General features: G+C 65.1%; 16 protein-coding genes. 9 read left to right on the top strand and 7 right to left on the bottom strand.

The features are described from left to right. Positions 1-112: 112 nt before the first annotated feature. The 3 genes from LB525_RS11495 to LB525_RS11485 all read left to right on the top strand — a co-directional run bounded on the left by LB525_RS11495 (position 113) and on the right by LB525_RS11485 (position 4063). Complete coding sequence (locus LB525_RS11495) at positions 113-3217, top strand: efflux RND transporter permease subunit (protein WP_263492754.1); 3105 nt, start codon at positions 113-115, stop codon at positions 3215-3217. Positions 3218-3289: 72 nt separating this feature from the next. Beyond that, complete coding sequence (locus LB525_RS11490) at positions 3290-3703, top strand: hypothetical protein (protein ID WP_224544698.1); 414 nt, start codon at positions 3290-3292, stop codon at positions 3701-3703. Between the two features lie 27 nt (positions 3704-3730). Beyond that, on the top strand, positions 3731-4063 hold the full coding sequence (locus LB525_RS11485) for a hypothetical protein (RefSeq protein ID WP_224529338.1): 333 nt from the start codon (positions 3731-3733) through the stop codon (positions 4061-4063). A 117-nt stretch (positions 4064-4180) separates the two neighbouring features. Here LB525_RS11485 and LB525_RS11480 read toward each other — a convergent pair whose 3' ends face one another. Continuing rightward, the gene (locus LB525_RS11480; RefSeq protein WP_224544697.1) at positions 4181-5674 is read right to left on the bottom strand and encodes a winged helix-turn-helix domain-containing tetratricopeptide repeat protein; all 1494 of its coding nucleotides are present in this window, start codon (positions 5672-5674) and stop codon (positions 4181-4183) included. A 148-nt stretch (positions 5675-5822) separates the two neighbouring features. Between LB525_RS11480 and LB525_RS11475 the strand changes: the two genes are divergently transcribed. After that, positions 5823-6656 (top strand): AraC family transcriptional regulator, encoded by an 834-nt coding sequence (locus LB525_RS11475; protein WP_224544696.1) that lies wholly within the window; start codon positions 5823-5825, stop codon positions 6654-6656. 150 nt (positions 6657-6806) lie between these two features. Here LB525_RS11475 and LB525_RS11470 read toward each other — a convergent pair whose 3' ends face one another. From LB525_RS11470 to LB525_RS11455, 4 genes are all read right to left on the bottom strand, one after another. Then, positions 6807-7742, bottom strand: coding sequence for a helix-turn-helix domain-containing GNAT family N-acetyltransferase (locus LB525_RS11470; protein ID WP_224544695.1), 936 nt, complete (start codon positions 7740-7742; stop codon positions 6807-6809). 157 nt (positions 7743-7899) lie between these two features. After that, positions 7900-9036 (bottom strand): alanine racemase, encoded by a 1137-nt coding sequence (locus LB525_RS11465; protein ID WP_224544694.1) that lies wholly within the window; start codon positions 9034-9036, stop codon positions 7900-7902. After that, the gene (locus tag LB525_RS11460) at positions 9033-10313 is read right to left on the bottom strand and encodes a D-arabinono-1,4-lactone oxidase (RefSeq protein WP_224544693.1); all 1281 of its coding nucleotides are present in this window, start codon (positions 10311-10313) and stop codon (positions 9033-9035) included. Before LB525_RS11460 ends, LB525_RS11465 begins: the two co-directional genes overlap by 4 nt. Positions 10314-10327: 14 nt before the next feature. Continuing rightward, a complete protein-coding gene (locus LB525_RS11455; protein WP_224544692.1) occupies positions 10328-11512 on the bottom strand; it encodes an MFS transporter in 1185 nt (394 codons plus the stop codon). Between the two features lie 119 nt (positions 11513-11631). On the opposite strand from LB525_RS11455, the gene LB525_RS11450 reads away from it, so the two are divergent. Further along, positions 11632-12258: a TetR/AcrR family transcriptional regulator gene (locus tag LB525_RS11450; protein ID WP_224544691.1), complete on the top strand. Its 627-nt coding sequence runs from the start codon at positions 11632-11634 to the stop codon at positions 12256-12258. Positions 12259-12291: 33 nt separating this feature from the next. Here LB525_RS11450 and LB525_RS11445 read toward each other — a convergent pair whose 3' ends face one another. Next, positions 12292-13191: a LysR family transcriptional regulator gene (locus LB525_RS11445; RefSeq protein ID WP_224544690.1), complete on the bottom strand. Its 900-nt coding sequence runs from the start codon at positions 13189-13191 to the stop codon at positions 12292-12294. A 104-nt stretch (positions 13192-13295) separates the two neighbouring features. Between LB525_RS11445 and LB525_RS11440 the strand changes: the two genes are divergently transcribed. Further along, positions 13296-14057, top strand: a complete 762-nt coding sequence (locus tag LB525_RS11440) for an SDR family NAD(P)-dependent oxidoreductase (RefSeq protein ID WP_224544689.1) — start codon at positions 13296-13298, stop codon at positions 14055-14057. A gap of 8 nt (positions 14058-14065) precedes the next feature. Here LB525_RS11440 and LB525_RS11435 read toward each other — a convergent pair whose 3' ends face one another. After that, on the bottom strand, positions 14066-14917 hold the full coding sequence (locus tag LB525_RS11435) for a hypothetical protein (RefSeq protein WP_224544688.1): 852 nt from the start codon (positions 14915-14917) through the stop codon (positions 14066-14068). 72 nt (positions 14918-14989) lie between these two features. Between LB525_RS11435 and LB525_RS11430 the strand changes: the two genes are divergently transcribed. From LB525_RS11430 to groL, 3 genes are all read left to right on the top strand, one after another. Continuing rightward, positions 14990-15790 carry a class I SAM-dependent methyltransferase gene (locus LB525_RS11430; protein WP_224544687.1) on the top strand — a complete coding sequence of 267 codons (801 nt, stop codon included), beginning with the start codon at positions 14990-14992 and terminating at the stop codon, positions 15788-15790. A gap of 228 nt (positions 15791-16018) precedes the next feature. Beyond that, positions 16019-16315 (top strand): co-chaperone GroES, encoded by a 297-nt coding sequence (gene groES, locus LB525_RS11425; protein ID WP_010915433.1) that lies wholly within the window; start codon positions 16019-16021, stop codon positions 16313-16315. A 63-nt stretch (positions 16316-16378) separates the two neighbouring features. After that, positions 16379-18031 carry a chaperonin GroEL gene (gene groL, locus LB525_RS11420; RefSeq protein WP_224544686.1) on the top strand — a complete coding sequence of 551 codons (1653 nt, stop codon included), beginning with the start codon at positions 16379-16381 and terminating at the stop codon, positions 18029-18031. Positions 18032-18098 lie beyond the last annotated feature (67 nt).

The following is an 18098-nucleotide window of genomic DNA, read 5'->3' as shown; positions in this document are numbered from 1 at the left end:
ACGGCGCCCGCCGAGCGGCGGGCGCTGACTGAACCCAAACCGTCATTTGTTTTGGCCAGCCGGCAAGCGCCGGCGGAGCGCGCTTGCGCGCGCCCTGAAAAGGAACCGCATCATGACCAGCTTCAATCTTTCCGAATGGGCGCTGCGCCACCGCAGCTTCATCGTCTATCTGATGATCGCGGCCGCACTTGCCGGCCTCTACGCCTATGGCGGCCTCGGCCGCGAGGAGGACCCGCCCTTCACCATCAAAACCATGGTGGTGAAGACGATGTGGCCGGGCGCCGGCACCAGCGACACAGTGGAGCAGATCACCGACCGCATCGAGAAGAAGCTCGAGGAACTGCCGGACCTCGACTACGTCAAGAGCTACACGAAACCCGGCGAATCCGTCGTCTTCGTCAATCTCAAGGACACGGTGGCCGCCGACCAGGTGCAGCCGCTCTGGTATCAGGTGCGCAAGAAGCTCGACGACATCAAGCCGACGCTGCCGTCAGGCGTGCAGGGCCCGTTCTTTAACGACGAGTTCGGCGACACGTATTCGCTGATCTATGCGCTCACCTCCGACAGCCTCAGCCATCGCGAGTTGAAGGATCTCGCCACCAGCCTGCGGGCCGGGCTGCTGACGGTGAAAGATGTCGCCAAGGTCGACCTCATCGGCCAGCAGGACGAGAAGATCTATCTCGAATTCTCGACGCAGAAGGTGGCGGCGCTCGGCCTCGATGTCGGCACGCTGTCGCAGGCGCTGCAGGCGCAGAACGCGCTGACCCCGAGCGGCACGGTCGATGCCGGCCCCGAGCGCATCGCCATCCGCGTCTCGGGCAGCTTCACCTCCGAGGAAAGCCTCAAGGCGATCAACTTCTATGCCAACGGCCATTACTTCCGGCTGGGCGACGTCGCCGAGGTCAAGCACGCCTATGCCGACCCGCCGCAGCCGATGTTCCGCTTCAACGGCAAGCCGGCGGTCGGCATCGCCATCTCGATGACTTCGGGCGGCGACGCGCTGGCGCTGGGCGAGACGGTCAAGGAGAAGATGCATGAAATGGAGGGCGAGCTGCCGCTCGGCGCCGAACTCGGCCTGGTCGCCGACCAGTCGCATGTGGTGGAAGAATCCGTCGGCGAGTTCACCAAAAGCCTCGGCGAGGCGATCGCCATCGTGCTCGCCGTCTCGCTGCTGGCGCTCGGCTGGCGTCCCGGCGTCGTCGTGGCGGTCGCCATCCCACTGGTTCTGGCGATCACCTTCGTCACCATGGAGTATTTCGGCATCTCGCTGCAGCGCATCTCGCTCGGCGCGCTGATCATCGCGCTCGGCCTGCTGGTCGACGATGCGATGATCGCGGTCGAGATGATGATCGCGCGTATGGAGGAAGGCTACGACAAGATCTCGGCCGCCACCTATGCCTACACCTCGACCGCCTTCCCGATGCTCACCGGCACGCTGGTGACGATCGCCGGCTTCGTGCCGGTCGGCTTCGCCAAGAGCGGCGCCGGCGAATACTGCTTCTCGCTGTTCGCTGTCGTAGCGATCGCGCTCGTTGTATCCTGGGTGGTTGCGGTGCTGTTCACACCGCTGACCGGAGTCTTCCTGCTGCCCGATCGCATAAAGGGTCATGGTGGCAGCAATCATCCCTCTCGCATCGCCCGCGGTTTCCAGGCGCTGCTCGAAATGGCGATGCGGGCGAAGTGGCTGGTGCTGTCGGCGACGGCCGGACTGTTCGCGCTCTCCGTCGTGGCGATGGGCTTCGTCGGCCAGGAGTTCTTCCCGAAGTCCGACCGGCCCGAGGTCATGCTCGACCTCACCTTGCCGCGCACTGCTTCGATCAAGTCGACGGATGCCGTGGTCGAGCGCGTCGAGAAGCTGCTCGCCGCCGATCCAGATATCGACCACTGGAGCTTCTATGTCGGCCAGGGCGCGGTGCGCTTTTACCTGCCGCTTGACGCGCAGCTCGCCAACGACTTCTTCGCCCAGGCCGTGGTCGTCACCAGGGGCCACGCCGTACGCCAGGCGGTCATCGACCGGCTGGAGAAAAAGCTGTCGACCGGCTTCGACGACGTTATGGCCCGCGTCACGCCGCTGGAGCTCGGCCCGCCGGTCGGCTGGCCGCTGAAGTTCCGCGTCAGCGGTCCGGACCCGGACAAGACGCGCAGCCTCGCGCAGCAGTTCGCGCAGGTGCTGGGCAGCGATGCCGCCGTGCGCAACATCAACTACGACTGGAACGAGCCGGCCAAGGTGATCAAGGTGGATGTCGACCAGGATCGTGCGCGCGCGCTGGGCATCTCCTCGCAGCAGCTGTCGGAGACGATCAACGCAGTGCTGTCCGGCTCCAAGATCACGCAGATGCGCGACGACACCTATCTCGTCGACATTGTCGCACGTGCCGTGGACAGTGAACGCGCCAGCATTGACACGCTGCGCGGTCTGACGATCGGCGCTTCGGGCGGACGGCGGGTGCCGCTCGAACAGGTCGCGAAGCTCAGCTACCAGACCGAGCCGCCGCTGATCTGGCGCCGCGGTCGCCTGCCGACGGTGACCGTGCAGGCAGAAGTCGCGCCGGGCGAGAACGCCAACTCGGTGACGCGGCGGCTGGAGAGCGCGATCGCCGCCTTCAAGGCGGAGCTGCCGGCGCGCTACAGCGTCGAGCAGGGCGGCGTGATCGAAGACAGCGCCAAGGCGCAGGCCAGCATCTTCGTGGTCTTCCCGCTGATGCTGTTCATCATGGCCACCGTGCTGATGATCCAGTTGATGAGCTTCCAGCGCCTGGTGCTGGTGCTGCTCACCGCTCCGCTGGCTCTCATCGGCGTCGCCGGCGCGCTGCTTCTGTCGGGAGCACCGATGGGCTTCGTCGCGATCCTCGGTGTGATGTCGCTGATCGGCATGGTGATCCGCAACTCGGTGATCCTGATCGCGCAGATCGACCAGCATATCGCCGCCGGCGAGGAACCCTGGGCGGCGGTGATCAGCGCCACCACGCATCGCTTGCGGCCGATCTTGCTCACGGCGGCGGCCGCCATTCTCGGCATGATCCCGATCGCGCCAACCGTGTTCTGGGGGCCGATGGCCTATGCCGTGATGGGCGGCCTTTTGGTCGCGACCGTGCTGACGCTGGTCTTTCTGCCGACGCTCTACGTCACCTGGTTCGGCATCAAGGCGCCGGTCGAGGGCGCTGCCGCGGCCGAGCCGACCATGGCCGCCGCCGAGCCCCAACCGCTGGCGGCCTGACCGGCACTTCCTCCAACAGCCACGGCGGATGCCGCCGTGGCGACCCTTCATCCAACACGAAAAGGAACGATCATGACACCCTTCTTTGGCAATCTTCTGGTTCGCTTCAACGCCGGCTTCCTGATCCTCGCATCGGTCGGCGGGCTCGCCACCGACATCGCCGGCTCCTTCTTCGGCCGCGGCGCCGAGGCCGTGCTGCTCAACAACGCGCCCGGCACCGGCATCGGCTTCATCGAGGCGCATGGGCTCGCCCTGATCATCGGCGTGACGCTCTGGCGCACCGCCTATTCCCGCAATTGGCACGCCGTGCTGGCTGCCGTGCATGTGCTGCTCGGAACGGCAAACCTTCTGTTCTGGCAGTTCTTCATCGCCGCCGACGTGCTCGTCGTCGGCTATCTCACAACCGCGGCGCACTGGCTGTTCGTGGTTGCTCACCTGGCGGCATTGGCGGGTTCGGCCCGGCTTGCCGCTGCATCCTCCCACTAGACCTCACCAACATCTGGAGAAACCAACATGCCTATGAAATCCCTCAGGAAATGCCGTTCGGCGGCAGCGTTGCTCGCCCTCGCGATCACCGCCGTCGAGATCGTCGGCAGCGCCGTTCCGGCCCTGTCGCTGGTCAGTACTGCCGAGGCACGAATCGGCGCGCCCTGGACGCCGCACAGCGCAGCCGGCGTTGCCCGCCGCACCACCACCTGGCGCGTGCTGCGGCATACGACAGCCTGGGTCGCGACGCTCCCCGCCGGCTGCGTCCGTACCAAGGTCAACGGTTTTGACGTCTGGCGCTGCGGCGGTACCTACTACCGCGCCTATCAGGGCCGCTACATCGTGGTCGTGACCGATTGATTGGTCCCGAGCACGACCTAAAGCGCGTTGCGCTGAAACGGAGTCACGCGACGCGCTTTAGGTCTTTGTTCTGGTGCACGTTGTCTCGGAACCGCTGCACGTCTGAGCGACATGCATTTAGCCGAGGGCAAGCCTAACGCCTTCGGCGAGATGCTCAGCATCCGCCTGGCTTTCGAACGGAACGCCGCGCAACGCATAGTCGAGCGGCGAGAACGGAGCGCCCTCGTCGACGAGGGCGATCTGCCGACGCGCCTTCTCCATATCCCCCATCTGGGCATAGCAGGCCGCCAGCCGCGTGCGGATCCAGGGCGCCGGGCGCGTTGCCAATTCCAGCGCCTCTGCCGCTTGCCGGTACTCCCCCATCATATAAAGCGCCAGCGCGCGGTCGAACTGGTACCAGTGCGGATGCAAGGGATCGATGCGAATGCCGCGGGCCAGCCAGGTCAGCGCTTCTAGCGGCCGGCCGCGCATGGTGAGCAGCATTCCCATCTGCTCGATGCTGTCGGCGTCGTAGGGGTTGAGCTCAAGCGCGATGCGCATGTGATGCTCGGCCGCCTCGTGATCGCGCATATAGAGGCGGATCAGGGACTGCACGCGATGGCCGGTCGGCTGATCGGGCGACAAGGCCAGGCCCTTGTCGGCAAGGTCGCGCGCGTTCTCCAGCACGGCATCGTTGGCGCGCCCGAACTCCCCGTCCAGCGAGCGCGCCAAAGCGAGATAGGAGTAGGCAAGCCCGTAATTCGGGTCCTTGGCGATCGCCGCCTCGAACAAGGCCTCGGCGCCGCGCTGGTCGGTCTGAGCCGGATCGCGCAGCAGCGCAAAACCGCGCAGCAGAAGCTCGTAGGCGGCGAGGCTGGTCACCGGCTTGCGTGAAGCTCGCTCCAGCCCGGCATTGGTGACCCGCGTCACCAGGCGGCTGACGATCTGCTCGACGATCTCGCGTTCGATGGCAAACAGCCCGGCGCCTTGAGACTGGTAGCGGTCGCCCCAGAGCTGTCTGGCGCTGGCGATGTCGACAAGGCTGACGGCCACCACGACATGCTCGCCCTGCCGACGCAGCGACCCCTCGACCAGATAATCGGCGCCGATGCGGGCGCGGATCTGCGGCCACTCGGCGCGGCCGAAGGAGGTGAAAGAGAAGCTCGAATTGCGCGCCAGGACCGTGACCTTGCCAAACCGCGCTACGCCGTTGATCAGGTCCTCGGCAAAGCCGTCGACCATCGCCTCGTCGGCCGGATCGCCGCTATCGTTACGAAAGCGCACGACGGCCACGATCGGCTGCGAACTGATCTCGGGCGCGGCTTCGGCCTCGGCGGCAAGCATGTAGCCGCGCTTGGAGATGGTGCGCACCATATCCTCGCCCAGCACCTTGCGAATTTCGCGTACCGATTGCGTCAGCGAATCCTCGGTGACGTAGACGCCCGGCCAGACGACATCCATCAGTTCCGATTTCGGCACGACGCGGCCCATGTTGCGGGCAAGATGCGACAGCAGCGCATAGGCTTTCGGGCGCAGGAACAGAGGCTCGTTGACGCCGCGCAGCGTACCCATGGCAAGGTCGAGCGTGAACCCGCCAAACCGGAACACCTGATCGGCCGTCGCCGTCGTCATCGGGAACACCCCTTCCCGCCTATCGTGCACAATGTCAGCCCTTCCCGCTCGACCCGGCTCGCACATCACCATTATTGCCCAGAGCGCAATTTCGATCAAACTGGCCGGCGGCGTAGGGCTAGTATCGTCCCGCCAAATGCGAGGAGCCATGAACCCGACCGAGAAGGCGCTATGGTTTGTCGAAAGCCACTTGCCCGACGCCATCAGCCTCGACGAGATAGCGGCAAGCAGCGGCGTGTCGCGCTTCCATGTGACGCGCGCCTTCGGCGCGGCCACGGGACGATCGGTGATGGGTTATATGCGAGCGCGGCGGCTCAGCGAAGCGGCGCGCAAGCTGGCCGGCGGCGCGCGCGACATCCTCTCGGTCGCGCTCGATACCGGCTACGGCTCGCATGAGGCGTTCACGCGGGCTTTTCGCGAGCAATTCGGCACCACGCCGGAGCTGGTGCGCGCGCAAGGCTCGACCGAAAACCTGGACCTCGTGGAGCCCATTCTGATGGACAGTTCGCTTCTCACCACACTCGAGCCGCCGCGCTTCGAGACCAGCCGCCCCTTCCTCGTCGCCGGGCTCGGCGAGCGCTACAGCTGCGAGACCAGCGCCGGCATCCCGATGCAGTGGCAGCGCTTCGGCCCTTATATCGGCAACATTCCGGGTGAGATCGGCGATGTCGCCTACGGCGTCTGCGTCAACGGCGACGACGCCGGCAATTTCGACTACATCGCCGGCGTCGAGGTGACGGACTTCGCCGACCTGCCGAAAAATTTCCAACGCGTGCGGGTGCCGGCGCAGAAACATGCGGTGTTCTCGCATCGCGAGCACATCTCGACCATCCGCCGCACCGTCAACACGATCTGGAACAGCTGGCTGCCGGCCTCCGGCCACGAGATCGCCGACGCGCCCGAGTTCGAGCGCTACGGGCCCGAATTCGATGCGCGCACCGGCAATGGCGGGCTGGAGATCTGGGTGCCGGTCAAGGGGTGATAGTCTTCCCTTCTCCTCCTGTGGGAGGTGGATCGGCGCGCAGCGCCGAGACGGATGAGGGGGTGTTCCAGCGGAATGAGACGTTGGCTTTCCCTGGAGCACCCCGCGCCTTCGGCGACACCTTCTTCCACAAGGAGAGAGGGAAAAGCGCTAAAGCTCGAGATTCCACGTTTGCCCGACAAGATCCTTGCCAAAGGAATGATGGCGTTCTTCCTCGACCAGCTTGAAGCCCGCGGCCTGGTAGATGCGGCGGGCCGAGCCAAGGATGTCGTTGGTCCAGAGCGTCAGCGTCTTGTAGCCCTTGGCTCGAGCAAAGGTGATGCATTCGTCGACCAGCCGCCGACCGATGCCGAGGCCGCGCGCCGACGGTTCGACGTAGAGCAGCCTGAGCTTCGCGACCTTGGGTGACTTGCGTATGACGAAGACCGAGCCGACCACCTCGCCTTTGCGCTCGGCGATCCAGCTGCGCTCCCATTGCGGGACGAAGTTCTTGACGAACTCACCGAGGATCTCTGCGACCAGCGCCTCGTAAGTTTCGTCCCAGCCATAGTCCTGCGCGTAGATGAGGCCTTGACGGTGCGTGATCCAGCCGATGTCGCCGACCTGCAGCGGCCGCAGGATATAGGGAACCTTGGCTTCAGGTCTGTCGCCGAGCAGGTCCTGGACGGTGCGCATGGCGTTGACCAGCCGCTCCTGTTCGGCCGGCGCCAGGCGATCGAGCAGCGCGCGCACCTGGTCATGCGAATCCTGGTTGAGAGGCGCAAAGGCTTCCCTGCCGGCTGGCGTCAGCGCGATCGAGGCGCGGCGCGCGTCGGTCTCACTAGCTTCGCGTCCGACCAGGCCGCGCTCCTCGAATTTCTTCAACAGCCGGCTGACATAGCCGGGGTCGAGGCCGAGGTCGCGCACCAGGTCGCTTGCGACCAGCCCATCGCGATGGGCGAGCTCGTAAAGCACCCGCGCCTCGGTCAGCGAGAACGGACTTTTCAGCAGGCCCTCGTCGAGCAGGCCGAGCTGGCGGGTATAGAAGCGGTTGAAGGCGCGCACCGCATCGATACGGTCCTTGCCGGGGTGATTGTGGATGGTCATGGGAAATCCTCCTGCCATAGACAGGATCAACCATTTAGTTGACTTAGTCAATTAATATGGCGAGGGGACACTACACAATTTCGTCATTCCAGGGCGGAGCAAGGAGCGAAGCGACGCGCAGTTGCGGAGGCCAATGCCAATCGTGACTGCAGCGGCCCTACCCCATTGGCAGCACTGGCCAAAACTCCACAATACTCCCGGCCGAGAACACAGCGATCGCCCCAAAATGCTGCAGCACCGCCTCGCTCTGCGTCGGCCGCAGGAAGGCATAGTCGCCGGGCTTCACATCTGCGCCCGCCGGCAGGCCCATGAATTGCTGGTTGGACGACAGGCCCATCAATCCGTTCGGTTTCATGCCTTCGGGAAACACCGGCTCGGCCATCCATTTGCCGCCATAGAGATAGCAGCCCTTGCGCGGGAAGAGGCCAAGCCCTTGCAGCGCCCTGGAAACCGCCGGCGGGCCGGGCAGCATCGGCTCGAGCGCCTTGAGGATCGGCGTGGCGATAAAGGCCGCCGGCTGGAAGCCCTCCAAGCCAGGCGTGTCGAAATCCTTTGGCAGCACGAAGGCCGAGCCAATCGATACTTCGTTGGCGACGCCGCCGCCATGCAGCAGCGCGGTCTTGGAGCCCCCGATGTTGAGGATGCGGCGCTGGTTCGGATCGAGGGCGGCGGCAAAATCGGCGACTTTGGCAGAGGCCTGCTTCAGCGCCTTGGCCGCGCCCCCGAACAGACCCGGTATCTCCGGCGCATGCGCCTCATAGGCCATGATGCCGTCGCAGAGCAGACCTTTTGGAAGCGTGAGCGCGTTAATTTCGGCGGGATCACGAAAACCGCCGCGATGCAGGCCGACATCCACCTCGAAAGCGAAGCGCAATTCTGTGTCGAGCGCGGCAGCGAGCGCGCCATATTCCGCCAGCCGTTCCGGCGTGTCGATCAGCCAGCAGACGCGCGACCACCAGCCGGCGCCACCCCTGGTCAGCGCGGCCTTCGCGGCACCCACCGGCATCGGCTTGCCGTAGAGAAGATCGCCCTCGGGAAACGCGTCAACCACGGCCTGCGTCACCGGCGGATGGAAGGTCATAAAGCGGTTGGTGCCAAGCGCCTTGGCGATATGCGAAAGCAACGGCACGCAAGGCAGCGACTTGTCGACCAGCCGCACGTCAAGGCCCGGCGCCAGCCTTTGCTTCACCAGCGCGACGTTGCCGTCCAGCCGGTCGCGATCGAGGACAAGGCAGGGCCGGAAAATCTCGGCGGCCATCAATGCATCGGCCAGGGCGGCGAAATAGGCGCTCATTGTTGGATGCCGAACAGGCCGGCCATGTAGGGCGAGACGAAACGGTTTTGCGGATCGATGTCGCGCCGCACCGCCATCGCGTCGTCCCAGCGCGGATAAAGCTTCTTGAAGTCCGCCGCCTTCAGGCTGTGCATCTTGCCCCAATGCGGCCTGCCGCCACACTTGCGGAAGATCGGCTCGGCGGCGCGCATGAAAGGCAGCGGGTCGTTCGCCGCATCGTGGTGGATTGCGATCGAGCAGGTCAGCCTCCCGTAGAATGGCGAAAGCCAGAATTCGTCGGCCGCCACCGAGCGCACCTCGATCGGGAAATAGACTTCCGGGAAGTGCTTTTCCGTAAGCGCAATGATCTCGGCCAACGCCTTGGGACCTTCCTCGTAAGGCAGGTGATACTCCATCTCGTTGAATTTGGTGCGACGCTCGCTGGCGTAGACGTTGAGCCAGTCCTGCACATAGTCTTCCGCCGGCACCTTCTTCACCGCCCCTCTGATCAGCGCGCGGCGCAACCGCGGCAGCCAACGCAATGAGGTCCGAAGCTTGCGCAAAGTCGCCAGCCCTTCCTCGTCGTCTTCGGTCGGCCGCGTCGTCGGCGCCGCGTCGCTAAGATCGCTGGCGATGAACTGGGCGTAGCCGGAGAACGGGATGTAGTAGAACTCGGCCGAGCGATGCGCGGCCATCATCGTCTCGAAATTTTTGAGCATGTCGCCGATTGGCAGCACCCATTTGCGGCGGCGCAGCCGGTAGGTGGCGATGTTGTTCATCGCCACTTCGGTCAGGACGCCGAAGGCGCCTAGCGCGACGCCCGTGGCGTGGATCATGTCCAGGTCGTCTGCCCGGCTGAACTCGCGCAGCTCGCCTTGCCCATCGACGAGTTGCAGCGCCTCCAATTGCGTGTGATAGGCGCCGAGAGTCGGCCCGGAGCCATGCGTTGCCGTGCCCAGCGCGCCGCCGATCGCCTGGCGGTCGATGTCGCCCATGTTGGGCAGGCCTTGGCCGATGTCCTGCAGGATGTGCATCAAGGCGCCGAGCCGCGTGCCTGCCCTCACCCGCGCCCGGTTGTTCGCGGCATCATGCGAGACCAGCCCCTCGATCTTCTCTAGCGAGACGATGGTGCCTTCGGACTGCACCAGCGGCGTGAAGGAATGGCCGGCGCCGGCGACGCGCAGCGGACCGGGCGCCGAGCGCACCAGTTCGGCCAGCTCGCCGGCATCGGCGGGCGCCGCGATCAATTTCGGGGAAGCCGTGACGAAACCAGACCAGTTGCTCCAGGCGGTTGCCATCTTGACCCCTTTGCTCAGACCCGGCCGCGCCGCCGCGCGACGAGCACGAAAATGCCGAGCAAAAGCACGCTCGCCAAAGCGGCGGCGGCGGCGAATTCGGGCACGGGCCGGAAGTCCGCGCCGTCGATCAGCAGCGAAGCGGCGACCGGGCCGATGGCGAGGCCGAAGAGCTGGGCGGCCGGCACCAGTAGCACCGCGGTGCGCGTCTCGTCGGCGGTGATCGCCAGCCGGATCTGGTAAGGCACGATGAAGAGCAGGATGAAGCCCATCACCAGTGCCACGGCCCAGAACACCGAAAGACCCGGGCCGGACGCAAGCAGCAGCGAGCTGATCGCCGCGACGATCCCGATGACGGTGATGGCAAAACGATAGTCGATGCGCGCCTCGAAGCTTGTCGCGGTCATCGCGCCGAGCACCTGCGCGGCAAGGCTCGCCGAAACCATCAAGCCGACGGTGCGGCCATCGATGCCGAACTGTGCACCGATGGGCTCGAGAAAAGCCCAGACGGCGCCGAAGAACATGAAATAGCAGAAGATCGACAGCAGCGCGGCGATCGCCGGCACGGTCGCCACGTTGGCGAACTGTTCTTGCTTGGGCAGGTCGGCATAGTCGTCGGGCACGGTCCATGCCACGACGAGCGAAAGCAGACAGACGATGCCGAGCGCGATGAAGCCGCCGGCCGAGCCCGCTCTCGGCACGGCAAAGAGCGCGAGGATCAGCGCCAGCGCGCATTGCGCCAAGGTCTGCAGCGTAACGAAATAACCGCCGATGCGCTCGGCCCGGCGCGAGCGGGCGATCAGCTCGGTCGCGACGGCGACAAGCCCGCCCTCCGCGAGGCCGGCCAGCGTGCGCGCGCCGATCAGCGCATTGGGGCTGCCGGCATAAGCGGTCCAGGCATTGGCGAGTGCCAGCAGCATGAGCAGCGCCGCGCTTTTCCAGCGCATGTTGCGCGCCGGCAAGAGCATCGCCACCACGCCCGAGCCGATCGCTATCGCGATCATCTCGGCGGTGGCGACCAGCGCCAGCTCGTCGCCGGTGACATGGCCTTCGCTGTAGAGCGCACCGAGCAGCACCGGCTGCAGTCCGAGGATGAGGAGACCGACCGAACCGATCCACAGCGCCGAAGCCAGCTGCAGGCCCGTCGGATTGCCGACAAACCAATCGCCATTTTCCGCTTGCACGGCTTGCGATGCAGTCACGAGGCGCTCTCCCTTGCAGCTCGCTCGAAAAACTGACAAGTTGTCAGCATTTGGCGAAACTGATACTTGATCATGTTTCTTGTCAACCGCGAATTCGCGGCTTTCACGAGATTTGGCGCATGACGCAGACAAGGCGAACAGCGACGGAACCGCGGCGAAGGCCGAAGCAGGAGCGCAGCCGCGAGCGCATCGACGCGATCCTCGCCACGACCATGCGACTGATCGGCGAGAAGGGCATCGACGCGGTGACGATGAAGGAAGTCGGCGCGCTGGCCGGCGGGCCGATCGCTACCGTCTATCATTACTTCCCCAGCAAGTCGGCGATCCTGGCGATGCTCTATGAGCGGTTCTCCGAGGAAAGCCGCGCACGCTTCGGCGCAATCATCGCCGGGATAGGCCGGCTGGATGACGTGACCGCCGCGGCCGACCGCCTGCTCGACGATTATCATGCCCGTGTCGCCGCAGACCCGGCAATCCAGGACCTGCAGAACGCCATCCAGGCCGACAAGGCGCTGCAGCATCTCGACATCGCCGAGACGAGGCAACAGGCGAAGATGTTCTGCGATAAGGTCGGGCCGATGCTCCAAGCGGAGCAGCGCGAGGCGTTCGGACGTGTCGTGTTCCTGATCTTCCAGCTCGCCGGCGGCGTCGTGCGGCTGGCGCTGACGCAGGACGAGGCGGAGGGCCGGAGGACGATCGAGGATTATCGGTCGATCATCCATACGCAGTTGAAGCTGTTTTTGTAGCCGACGCCATACTCGGGGCCGCGCCTGGCTGCCTCAGCCCGCTTCCAGCTTCGGCCCCAGAATCTCCACCAGCCAATCCACAAACACTCTCACCCTTGGCGAAAGCTGGCGGCTCGGCGGATAAAGCACCGAGATCGGCGTCGGCGTCGGCGGATTGTCCGGCAGCACCTCGACCAGCCGGCCCGCTTCGATGTCGGCGGCGAAGCGGCGGCGCGGCGCCTGGTAGAGGCCGAAACCCTGGCGCACGAGCGTGGCGGCGGTGTCGGAATTGGAGACGGTGACGCGCGACGGCAGCACGATCTCGCGGATCTTTCCATCGACGGTGAACTCCTGCGGCATCACCTGGCCGGTGCGGGACGAGACGAAGCCGATCATGACGTGCCCGGCAAGCTCGTCCAGAGTGCGCGGCAGGCCGTAGCGCTCGACATAGGCGACGCTGGCAACCGTCGCCTCGCGCGCCATGCCGATGCGGCGCGCGATCATGTCGCTGTCGGGCAGCGTGCCGGCGCGGACCACGCAATCGACGCCTTCGCGCATCAGGTCGACGAAGCGGTCGCCCTCGCCGATATGCACGCTGAGCCCGGGATAGCGGGCGAGCAGCGCCGGCAGTTCCGGAATGACGAAGGTGCGGGCCATGTTGCCGTTGATGTCGATGCTCAGACGTCCGCGCACCTCATGCCCGCCGAAGCTGCCCTCGGCATCCTCGATGTCGGCGAGGATGCCGATGCAGCGCTGGTAATAGGCCTCGCCGTCCAGCGTCGTGGTGACGTGGCGCGTTGTGCGCCTCAGCAATTGTACGCCGAGCCGCTCCTCGAGCTGCTTGATCGCGGCGGTGGCGCTGGAGCGCGGCAGGCCGAGATCGGCGGCGGCCGCGGTGAAGCTGCGCCGTTCCACAACGCGAGTGAAGAGCCGCATGCTGTCGAACCGGTCCATCGCCGATTGTTCGCACAGACTGAATAGTGTTGGCAATCCATGGCCGATTATATCGATCAGGCAGGCGAGTATATGCATCTCCATCCAAAAGAAGGAGATTCGCCATGACCACTCGTCCCATTGCTCTCATCACCGGCGGCAGCCGCGGCCTCGGCCGCAACACCGCGATCCACCTTGCCCGGAGGGGCGTCGACGTCATCGTCACCTATCGCTCGCGCGCCGACGAGGCGAAGAGCGCAATCGCCGAGATCGAGGCTGCTGGCGGTCGAGCAGCGGCGCTTGAGCTCGACGCCGGCGCCGTCGCCAGCTTCCCGGCTTTCGTTGCGGCGTTGAAGAAGACCCTCAAGGACACCTGGCAGCGCGACCGCTTCGACTATCTCGTCAACAATGCCGGCACCGGCCTGCGCAAGATGATCGCCGAAACGACGCAAGAGGAGTTCGACACGCTGATGAACGTCCATCTCAAGGGCGTGTTCTTCCTCACCCAGGCGCTGCTGCCGCTGATCAATGATGGCGGACGCATCATCAACATCTCGAGCGGGCTCGCCCGCTTTGCTGCTCCCGGATCGTCGGCCTATGCGATGATGAAGGGCGGCATCGAGGTGTTCACGCGCTACCTCGCCAAGGAGCTCGGCCAGCGCGGCATCACCGCCAACACCGTGGCGCCCGGCGCGATCGCCACGGACTTCAATGGCGGCCATGTGCGCGACAATGCCGAGATCAACCGCATGGTGGCCGGCGTCACCGCGCTCGGCCGCGTCGGCGTCCCCGACGATATCGGGCCGATGATCGCCTCGCTGCTCTCCGACGACAATCGCTGGGTCAATGCCCAGCGCATCGAGGTGTCTGGGGGCATGAATATCTAGACGATCGGTCACTTGACCTGGCGGATCAGTCCTTCGAAGCCGTCGGCAAGATTGGCATTGCCGGCGGCGATGAAGCTCGACAGGTTCCTGGCACGCCCAGGGGTCTTGTTGGCATCGAGCAGCACCGCCCTGCCCTCATGCATGACGAAGTCGAACTTGCCGTAATCGAAGCCGAGCTGGCGCCGCAGCGCGCGCAGCTCGTCCGGCACGGGCACCGCCTCGCGGCGGATGGTGTCGTCGCCCTTGACCAGGCTCTGCGGCGAGACATGACGGGTGCAGCGCTCGCGCTCGCCGCAGAACAGCCAGAAGCGGGCGCCAAAACCGTCCGGCTCCGGCTCAGGAATGAATTTCTCGACGACCAGATCCCGGCGTTCGAAGACCGCGGCCGGAACATCGGCGAGCGAGGCATGGATCTCGTATTTTTCGAAGGCTTGGACGCCGGGGAACGGCTCCGGTCTGCCGGCTCGCCGCGCGCGCCGGTTCAGCTGCTGTTCCGGCGTTCCCCGATGGTTGAGGCTGCTCTTGACGATGACCTGTCCCTGCCAGTCGTCGACTTGGTCAATCACCGCGCCGCTGATGCGGCGTTTCGAGATGTCGGCGGCCCCAAGATTGAGGCAGAAGGGAAAGCGGCGCGCATAGTCGACATAATCGGGCGGCGTCACGGTCGCGTCGAGATGCAGCACCGCGATGTCGGCGGCCGGCTTCGCCGAGGTGCCGCGCAGGACCCGCACCGAATGGCCGCGGCGCTTCAGCTCCTCAAGCAGGTCGAAGAGCATATACGGGCTGTCACGGCGCAGCAGCAGCCCGCGCCGGGTCTGGAAGCGGTCTTGCTCATGCGTGATGACGGCGATGCGTGCCATGCGCCCCACTTGGCTTATCATGCGTCTTCGATTATGCGACCGAACACAATGCCTAACCGATACAGGGTTTGCATGACCGAGCACTGGAATGCAATTCGCAAGCACTGGCAGTTGCTCGGCTCGCCGCTGCGGCCGCCGGCTCAGGTGGTCGAGGCCTACGAACGTGAGCTCGAGCTTTCGCAATCGCACGTCGTCATGCTCGGCGTGACGCCCGAGCTCGCCGGGCTCGGCGTCACAATGACGGCGGTCGACGAGTCCGCCGACATGATTGCCGGCATCTGGCCGGGCGACACCGATATGCGCAAGGCGGTGCAGGGCGACTGGTTCGACTTGCCGTTTCCCGGCGCGAGCATCGAAGCGCTGATCGGCGATGGCTGTCTCTCGGTCATCGGCGCCGCCGACCTCAGACGCTCACTGTTCGTGTCGATCGCGCGTGCGCTCAAATCCGACGGGCGTGCCGCCATCAGGCTTTATGCTTCCCCCGGAACTCCAGACGACCCGAAGGATGTCCGCGCCTTGGCGCTGAGCGGCGACGTCTCGACCTTCCATGAACTCAAATGGCGCGTGGCCATGACCGCCATCGGCGGAGCGCCTGATTACACGATACCGGTGAGGGGCATCCTCGAACAATTCGACAGGATGTTTCCCGACCGCGAGGAGCTGTCGGCTCGAACCGGGTGGGAGCTGCCGACCATCGGGACCATCGACGTCTACCGGAACTCGTCCGTCGTCTACAGCTTCGCCCCCGCAGCAGCGCTGATCAAGGAAGCCCAGACCTTCTTCGATGACGTCCGGCTGGCCTCGACCGGCACATACGGGCTCGCAGAACGCTGCCCGTTGCTGGTGCTGCGTTCGCCGAGGCGCCTGGACTAACGGGCGGGTTGCTCGTCGGCGCCTCGCGATGGCCGGTGCATTTCGGCCTTGCGTCTCGCACGAAAAAAATTTCGCGCCGCTGCCCCGTTGCGCGCGCCTTGACTCCGGCAACCCAGCGGCCTATCTCAGCGCCACGTTAGCACTCGCCTTTGGTGAGTGCTAACTTATATCCGGCGGCCTCGCCGGATGGAGGAACAGTTCTCACCGTTCTCATTCGAGGAAGAAAACATGGCAAAGTCCAAGTTCCGCCCGCTTCATGACCGCGTGGTCGTTCGCCGGGTCGAATCCGAATCCAAGACCGCCGGCGGGATCATCATCCCGGATACGGCGAAGGAGAAGCCGCAGGAAGGCGAGATCATCGCCGTCGGCTCCGGTGCCCGCGACGAAAGCGGCAAGCTCGTGCCGCTGGACGTCAAGGCCGGCGACCGCATCCTGTTCGGCAAGTGGTCGGGCACTGAAGTCAAGCTCAATGGCGAAGACCTTCTGATCATGAAGGAATCCGACATCATGGGCATCATCGGCTGATCATCGGCCTCACCTGAATCTTCATCTTCGGGCTCTTCCCGAGCCCCTGCCAGGAGCTAAAACATGGCTGCCAAAGACGTAAAATTCTCCCGCGATGCCCGTGAGCGCATGCTGCGCGGTGTCAACATCCTCGCCGACGCGGTGAAGGTCACCCTCGGCCCCAAGGGCCGCAACGTCGTCATCGACAAGTCGTTCGGCGCCCCGCGCATCACCAAGGACGGCGTCACCGTCGCCAAGGAAATCGAGCTTGAGGACAAGTTCGAGAACATGGGCGCCCAGATGGTCCGCGAAGTCGCTTCGAAGACCAACGACATCGCCGGCGACGGCACCACGACCGCAACGGTCCTGGCGCAGTCGATCGTCCAGGAAGGCCACAAGGCGGTCGCCGCCGGCATGAACCCGATGGACCTGAAGCGCGGCATCGACCTCGCCGTCACCGAAGTCGTCACGGCGCTCGGCAAGGCCGCCAAGAAGATCAAGACTTCCGAGGAAGTTGCCCAGGTCGGCACCATCTCGGCCAATGGCGACGAGTCGGTCGGCAAGATGATCGCGGAAGCGATGCAGAAGGTCGGCAACGAAGGCGTCATCACCGTCGAGGAAGCCAAGACCGCCGAGACCGAGCTGGAAGTCGTCGAAGGCATGCAGTTCGACCGCGGCTACCTGTCGCCCTACTTCGTCACCAACGCCGACAAGATGGTCGCCGATCTCGAGGACGCCTACATCCTGCTGCACGAGAAGAAGCTGTCCAACCTGCAGGCCATGCTGCCGGTCCTGGAAGCCGTCGTCCAGACCTCGAAGCCGCTGCTCATCATCTCGGAAGACGTCGAAGGCGAGGCCCTGGCCACGCTGGTCGTCAACAAGCTGCGCGGTGGCCTGAAGATCGCCGCCGTCAAGGCGCCGGGCTTCGGTGACCGCCGCAAGGCCATGCTGGAAGACATCGCCATTCTCACCGGTGGCCAGGTCATCTCGGAAGACCTCGGCATCAAGCTCGAGAATGTCGGCCTCAACATGCTCGGCCGCGCCAAGAAGGTGTCGATCTCCAAGGAGAACACCACCATCGTCGACGGCGCCGGCAAGAAGGCCGAGATCCAGGGCCGCGTCGCCCAGATCAAGCAGCAGATCGAGGAGACCACCTCGGACTACGACAAGGAGAAGCTGCAGGAACGTCTGGCGAAGCTCGCCGGCGGCGTTGCCGTGATCCGCGTCGGCGGTGCGACCGAAGTGGAAGTCAAGGAAAAGAAGGACCGCGTCGATGACGCCCTGAACGCGACCCGCGCGGCCGTGGAAGAAGGCATCGTCGCCGGCGGCGGCGTTGCGCTCCTGCGCGCTTCGGGCAACCTCAAGGCCACCGGCGCCAACTCCGATCAGGCCGCCGGCATCAACATCGTTCGTCGCGCGCTGCAGGCTCCGGCCCGCCAGATCGCGGCCAACGCCGGTGCCGAAGCCTCGATCGTCGCTGGCAAGATCCTCGACAACAAGGGCGCGACCTTCGGCTACAACGCCCAGACCGGCGAGTATGGCGACATGATCGCCATGGGCATCGTCGACCCGGTCAAGGTCGTGCGCACGGCTCTCCAGGACGCGGCCTCGGTCGCCGGCCTGCTCGTCACCACCGAAGCCATGATCGCCGAAGCTCCGAAGAAGGAAGCTGCCGGCGGTATGCCGGGCGGCATGCCCGGCGGCGGCATGGGTGGCATGGGCGGCATGGACTTCTAAATCCAGGCTACCAAGCCAATGCATACGAAAGGGCGCCGAAAGGCGCCCTTTTTGTTTTGCATTTGGA

This window comes from Mesorhizobium sp. CA16 (assembly GCF_020165175.1).
Classification (GTDB): Bacteria; Pseudomonadota; Alphaproteobacteria; order Rhizobiales; family Rhizobiaceae; genus Mesorhizobium.
This window is presented reverse-complemented; position numbering and strand designations above follow the sequence as displayed.

Excerpts from the sequence above, each read along its gene's own strand:
- LB525_RS11495 (WP_263492754.1), top strand. The coding sequence starts at position 113 with ATGACCAGCTTCAATCTTTCCGAATGGGCGCTGCGCCACCGCAGCTTC.
- LB525_RS11490 (WP_224544698.1), top strand. The coding sequence starts at position 3,290 with ATGACACCCTTCTTTGGCAATCTTCTGGTTCGCTTCAACGCCGGCTTC.
- LB525_RS11485 (WP_224529338.1), top strand. The coding sequence starts at position 3,731 with ATGCCTATGAAATCCCTCAGGAAATGCCGTTCGGCGGCAGCGTTGCTC.
- LB525_RS11480 (WP_224544697.1), bottom strand. The coding sequence starts at position 5,674 with ATGACGACGGCGACGGCCGATCAGGTGTTCCGGTTTGGCGGGTTCACG.
- LB525_RS11475 (WP_224544696.1), top strand. The coding sequence starts at position 5,823 with ATGAACCCGACCGAGAAGGCGCTATGGTTTGTCGAAAGCCACTTGCCC.
- LB525_RS11470 (WP_224544695.1), bottom strand. The coding sequence starts at position 7,742 with ATGACCATCCACAATCACCCCGGCAAGGACCGTATCGATGCGGTGCGC.
- LB525_RS11465 (WP_224544694.1), bottom strand. The coding sequence starts at position 9,036 with ATGAGCGCCTATTTCGCCGCCCTGGCCGATGCATTGATGGCCGCCGAG.
- LB525_RS11460 (WP_224544693.1), bottom strand. The coding sequence starts at position 10,313 with ATGGCAACCGCCTGGAGCAACTGGTCTGGTTTCGTCACGGCTTCCCCG.
- LB525_RS11450 (WP_224544691.1), top strand. The coding sequence starts at position 11,632 with ATGACGCAGACAAGGCGAACAGCGACGGAACCGCGGCGAAGGCCGAAG.
- LB525_RS11445 (WP_224544690.1), bottom strand. The coding sequence starts at position 13,191 with ATGGACCGGTTCGACAGCATGCGGCTCTTCACTCGCGTTGTGGAACGG.
- LB525_RS11440 (WP_224544689.1), top strand. The coding sequence starts at position 13,296 with ATGACCACTCGTCCCATTGCTCTCATCACCGGCGGCAGCCGCGGCCTC.
- LB525_RS11435 (WP_224544688.1), bottom strand. The coding sequence starts at position 14,917 with ATGGCACGCATCGCCGTCATCACGCATGAGCAAGACCGCTTCCAGACC.
- LB525_RS11430 (WP_224544687.1), top strand. The coding sequence starts at position 14,990 with ATGACCGAGCACTGGAATGCAATTCGCAAGCACTGGCAGTTGCTCGGC.
- groES (WP_010915433.1), top strand. The coding sequence starts at position 16,019 with ATGGCAAAGTCCAAGTTCCGCCCGCTTCATGACCGCGTGGTCGTTCGC.
- groL (WP_224544686.1), top strand. The coding sequence starts at position 16,379 with ATGGCTGCCAAAGACGTAAAATTCTCCCGCGATGCCCGTGAGCGCATG.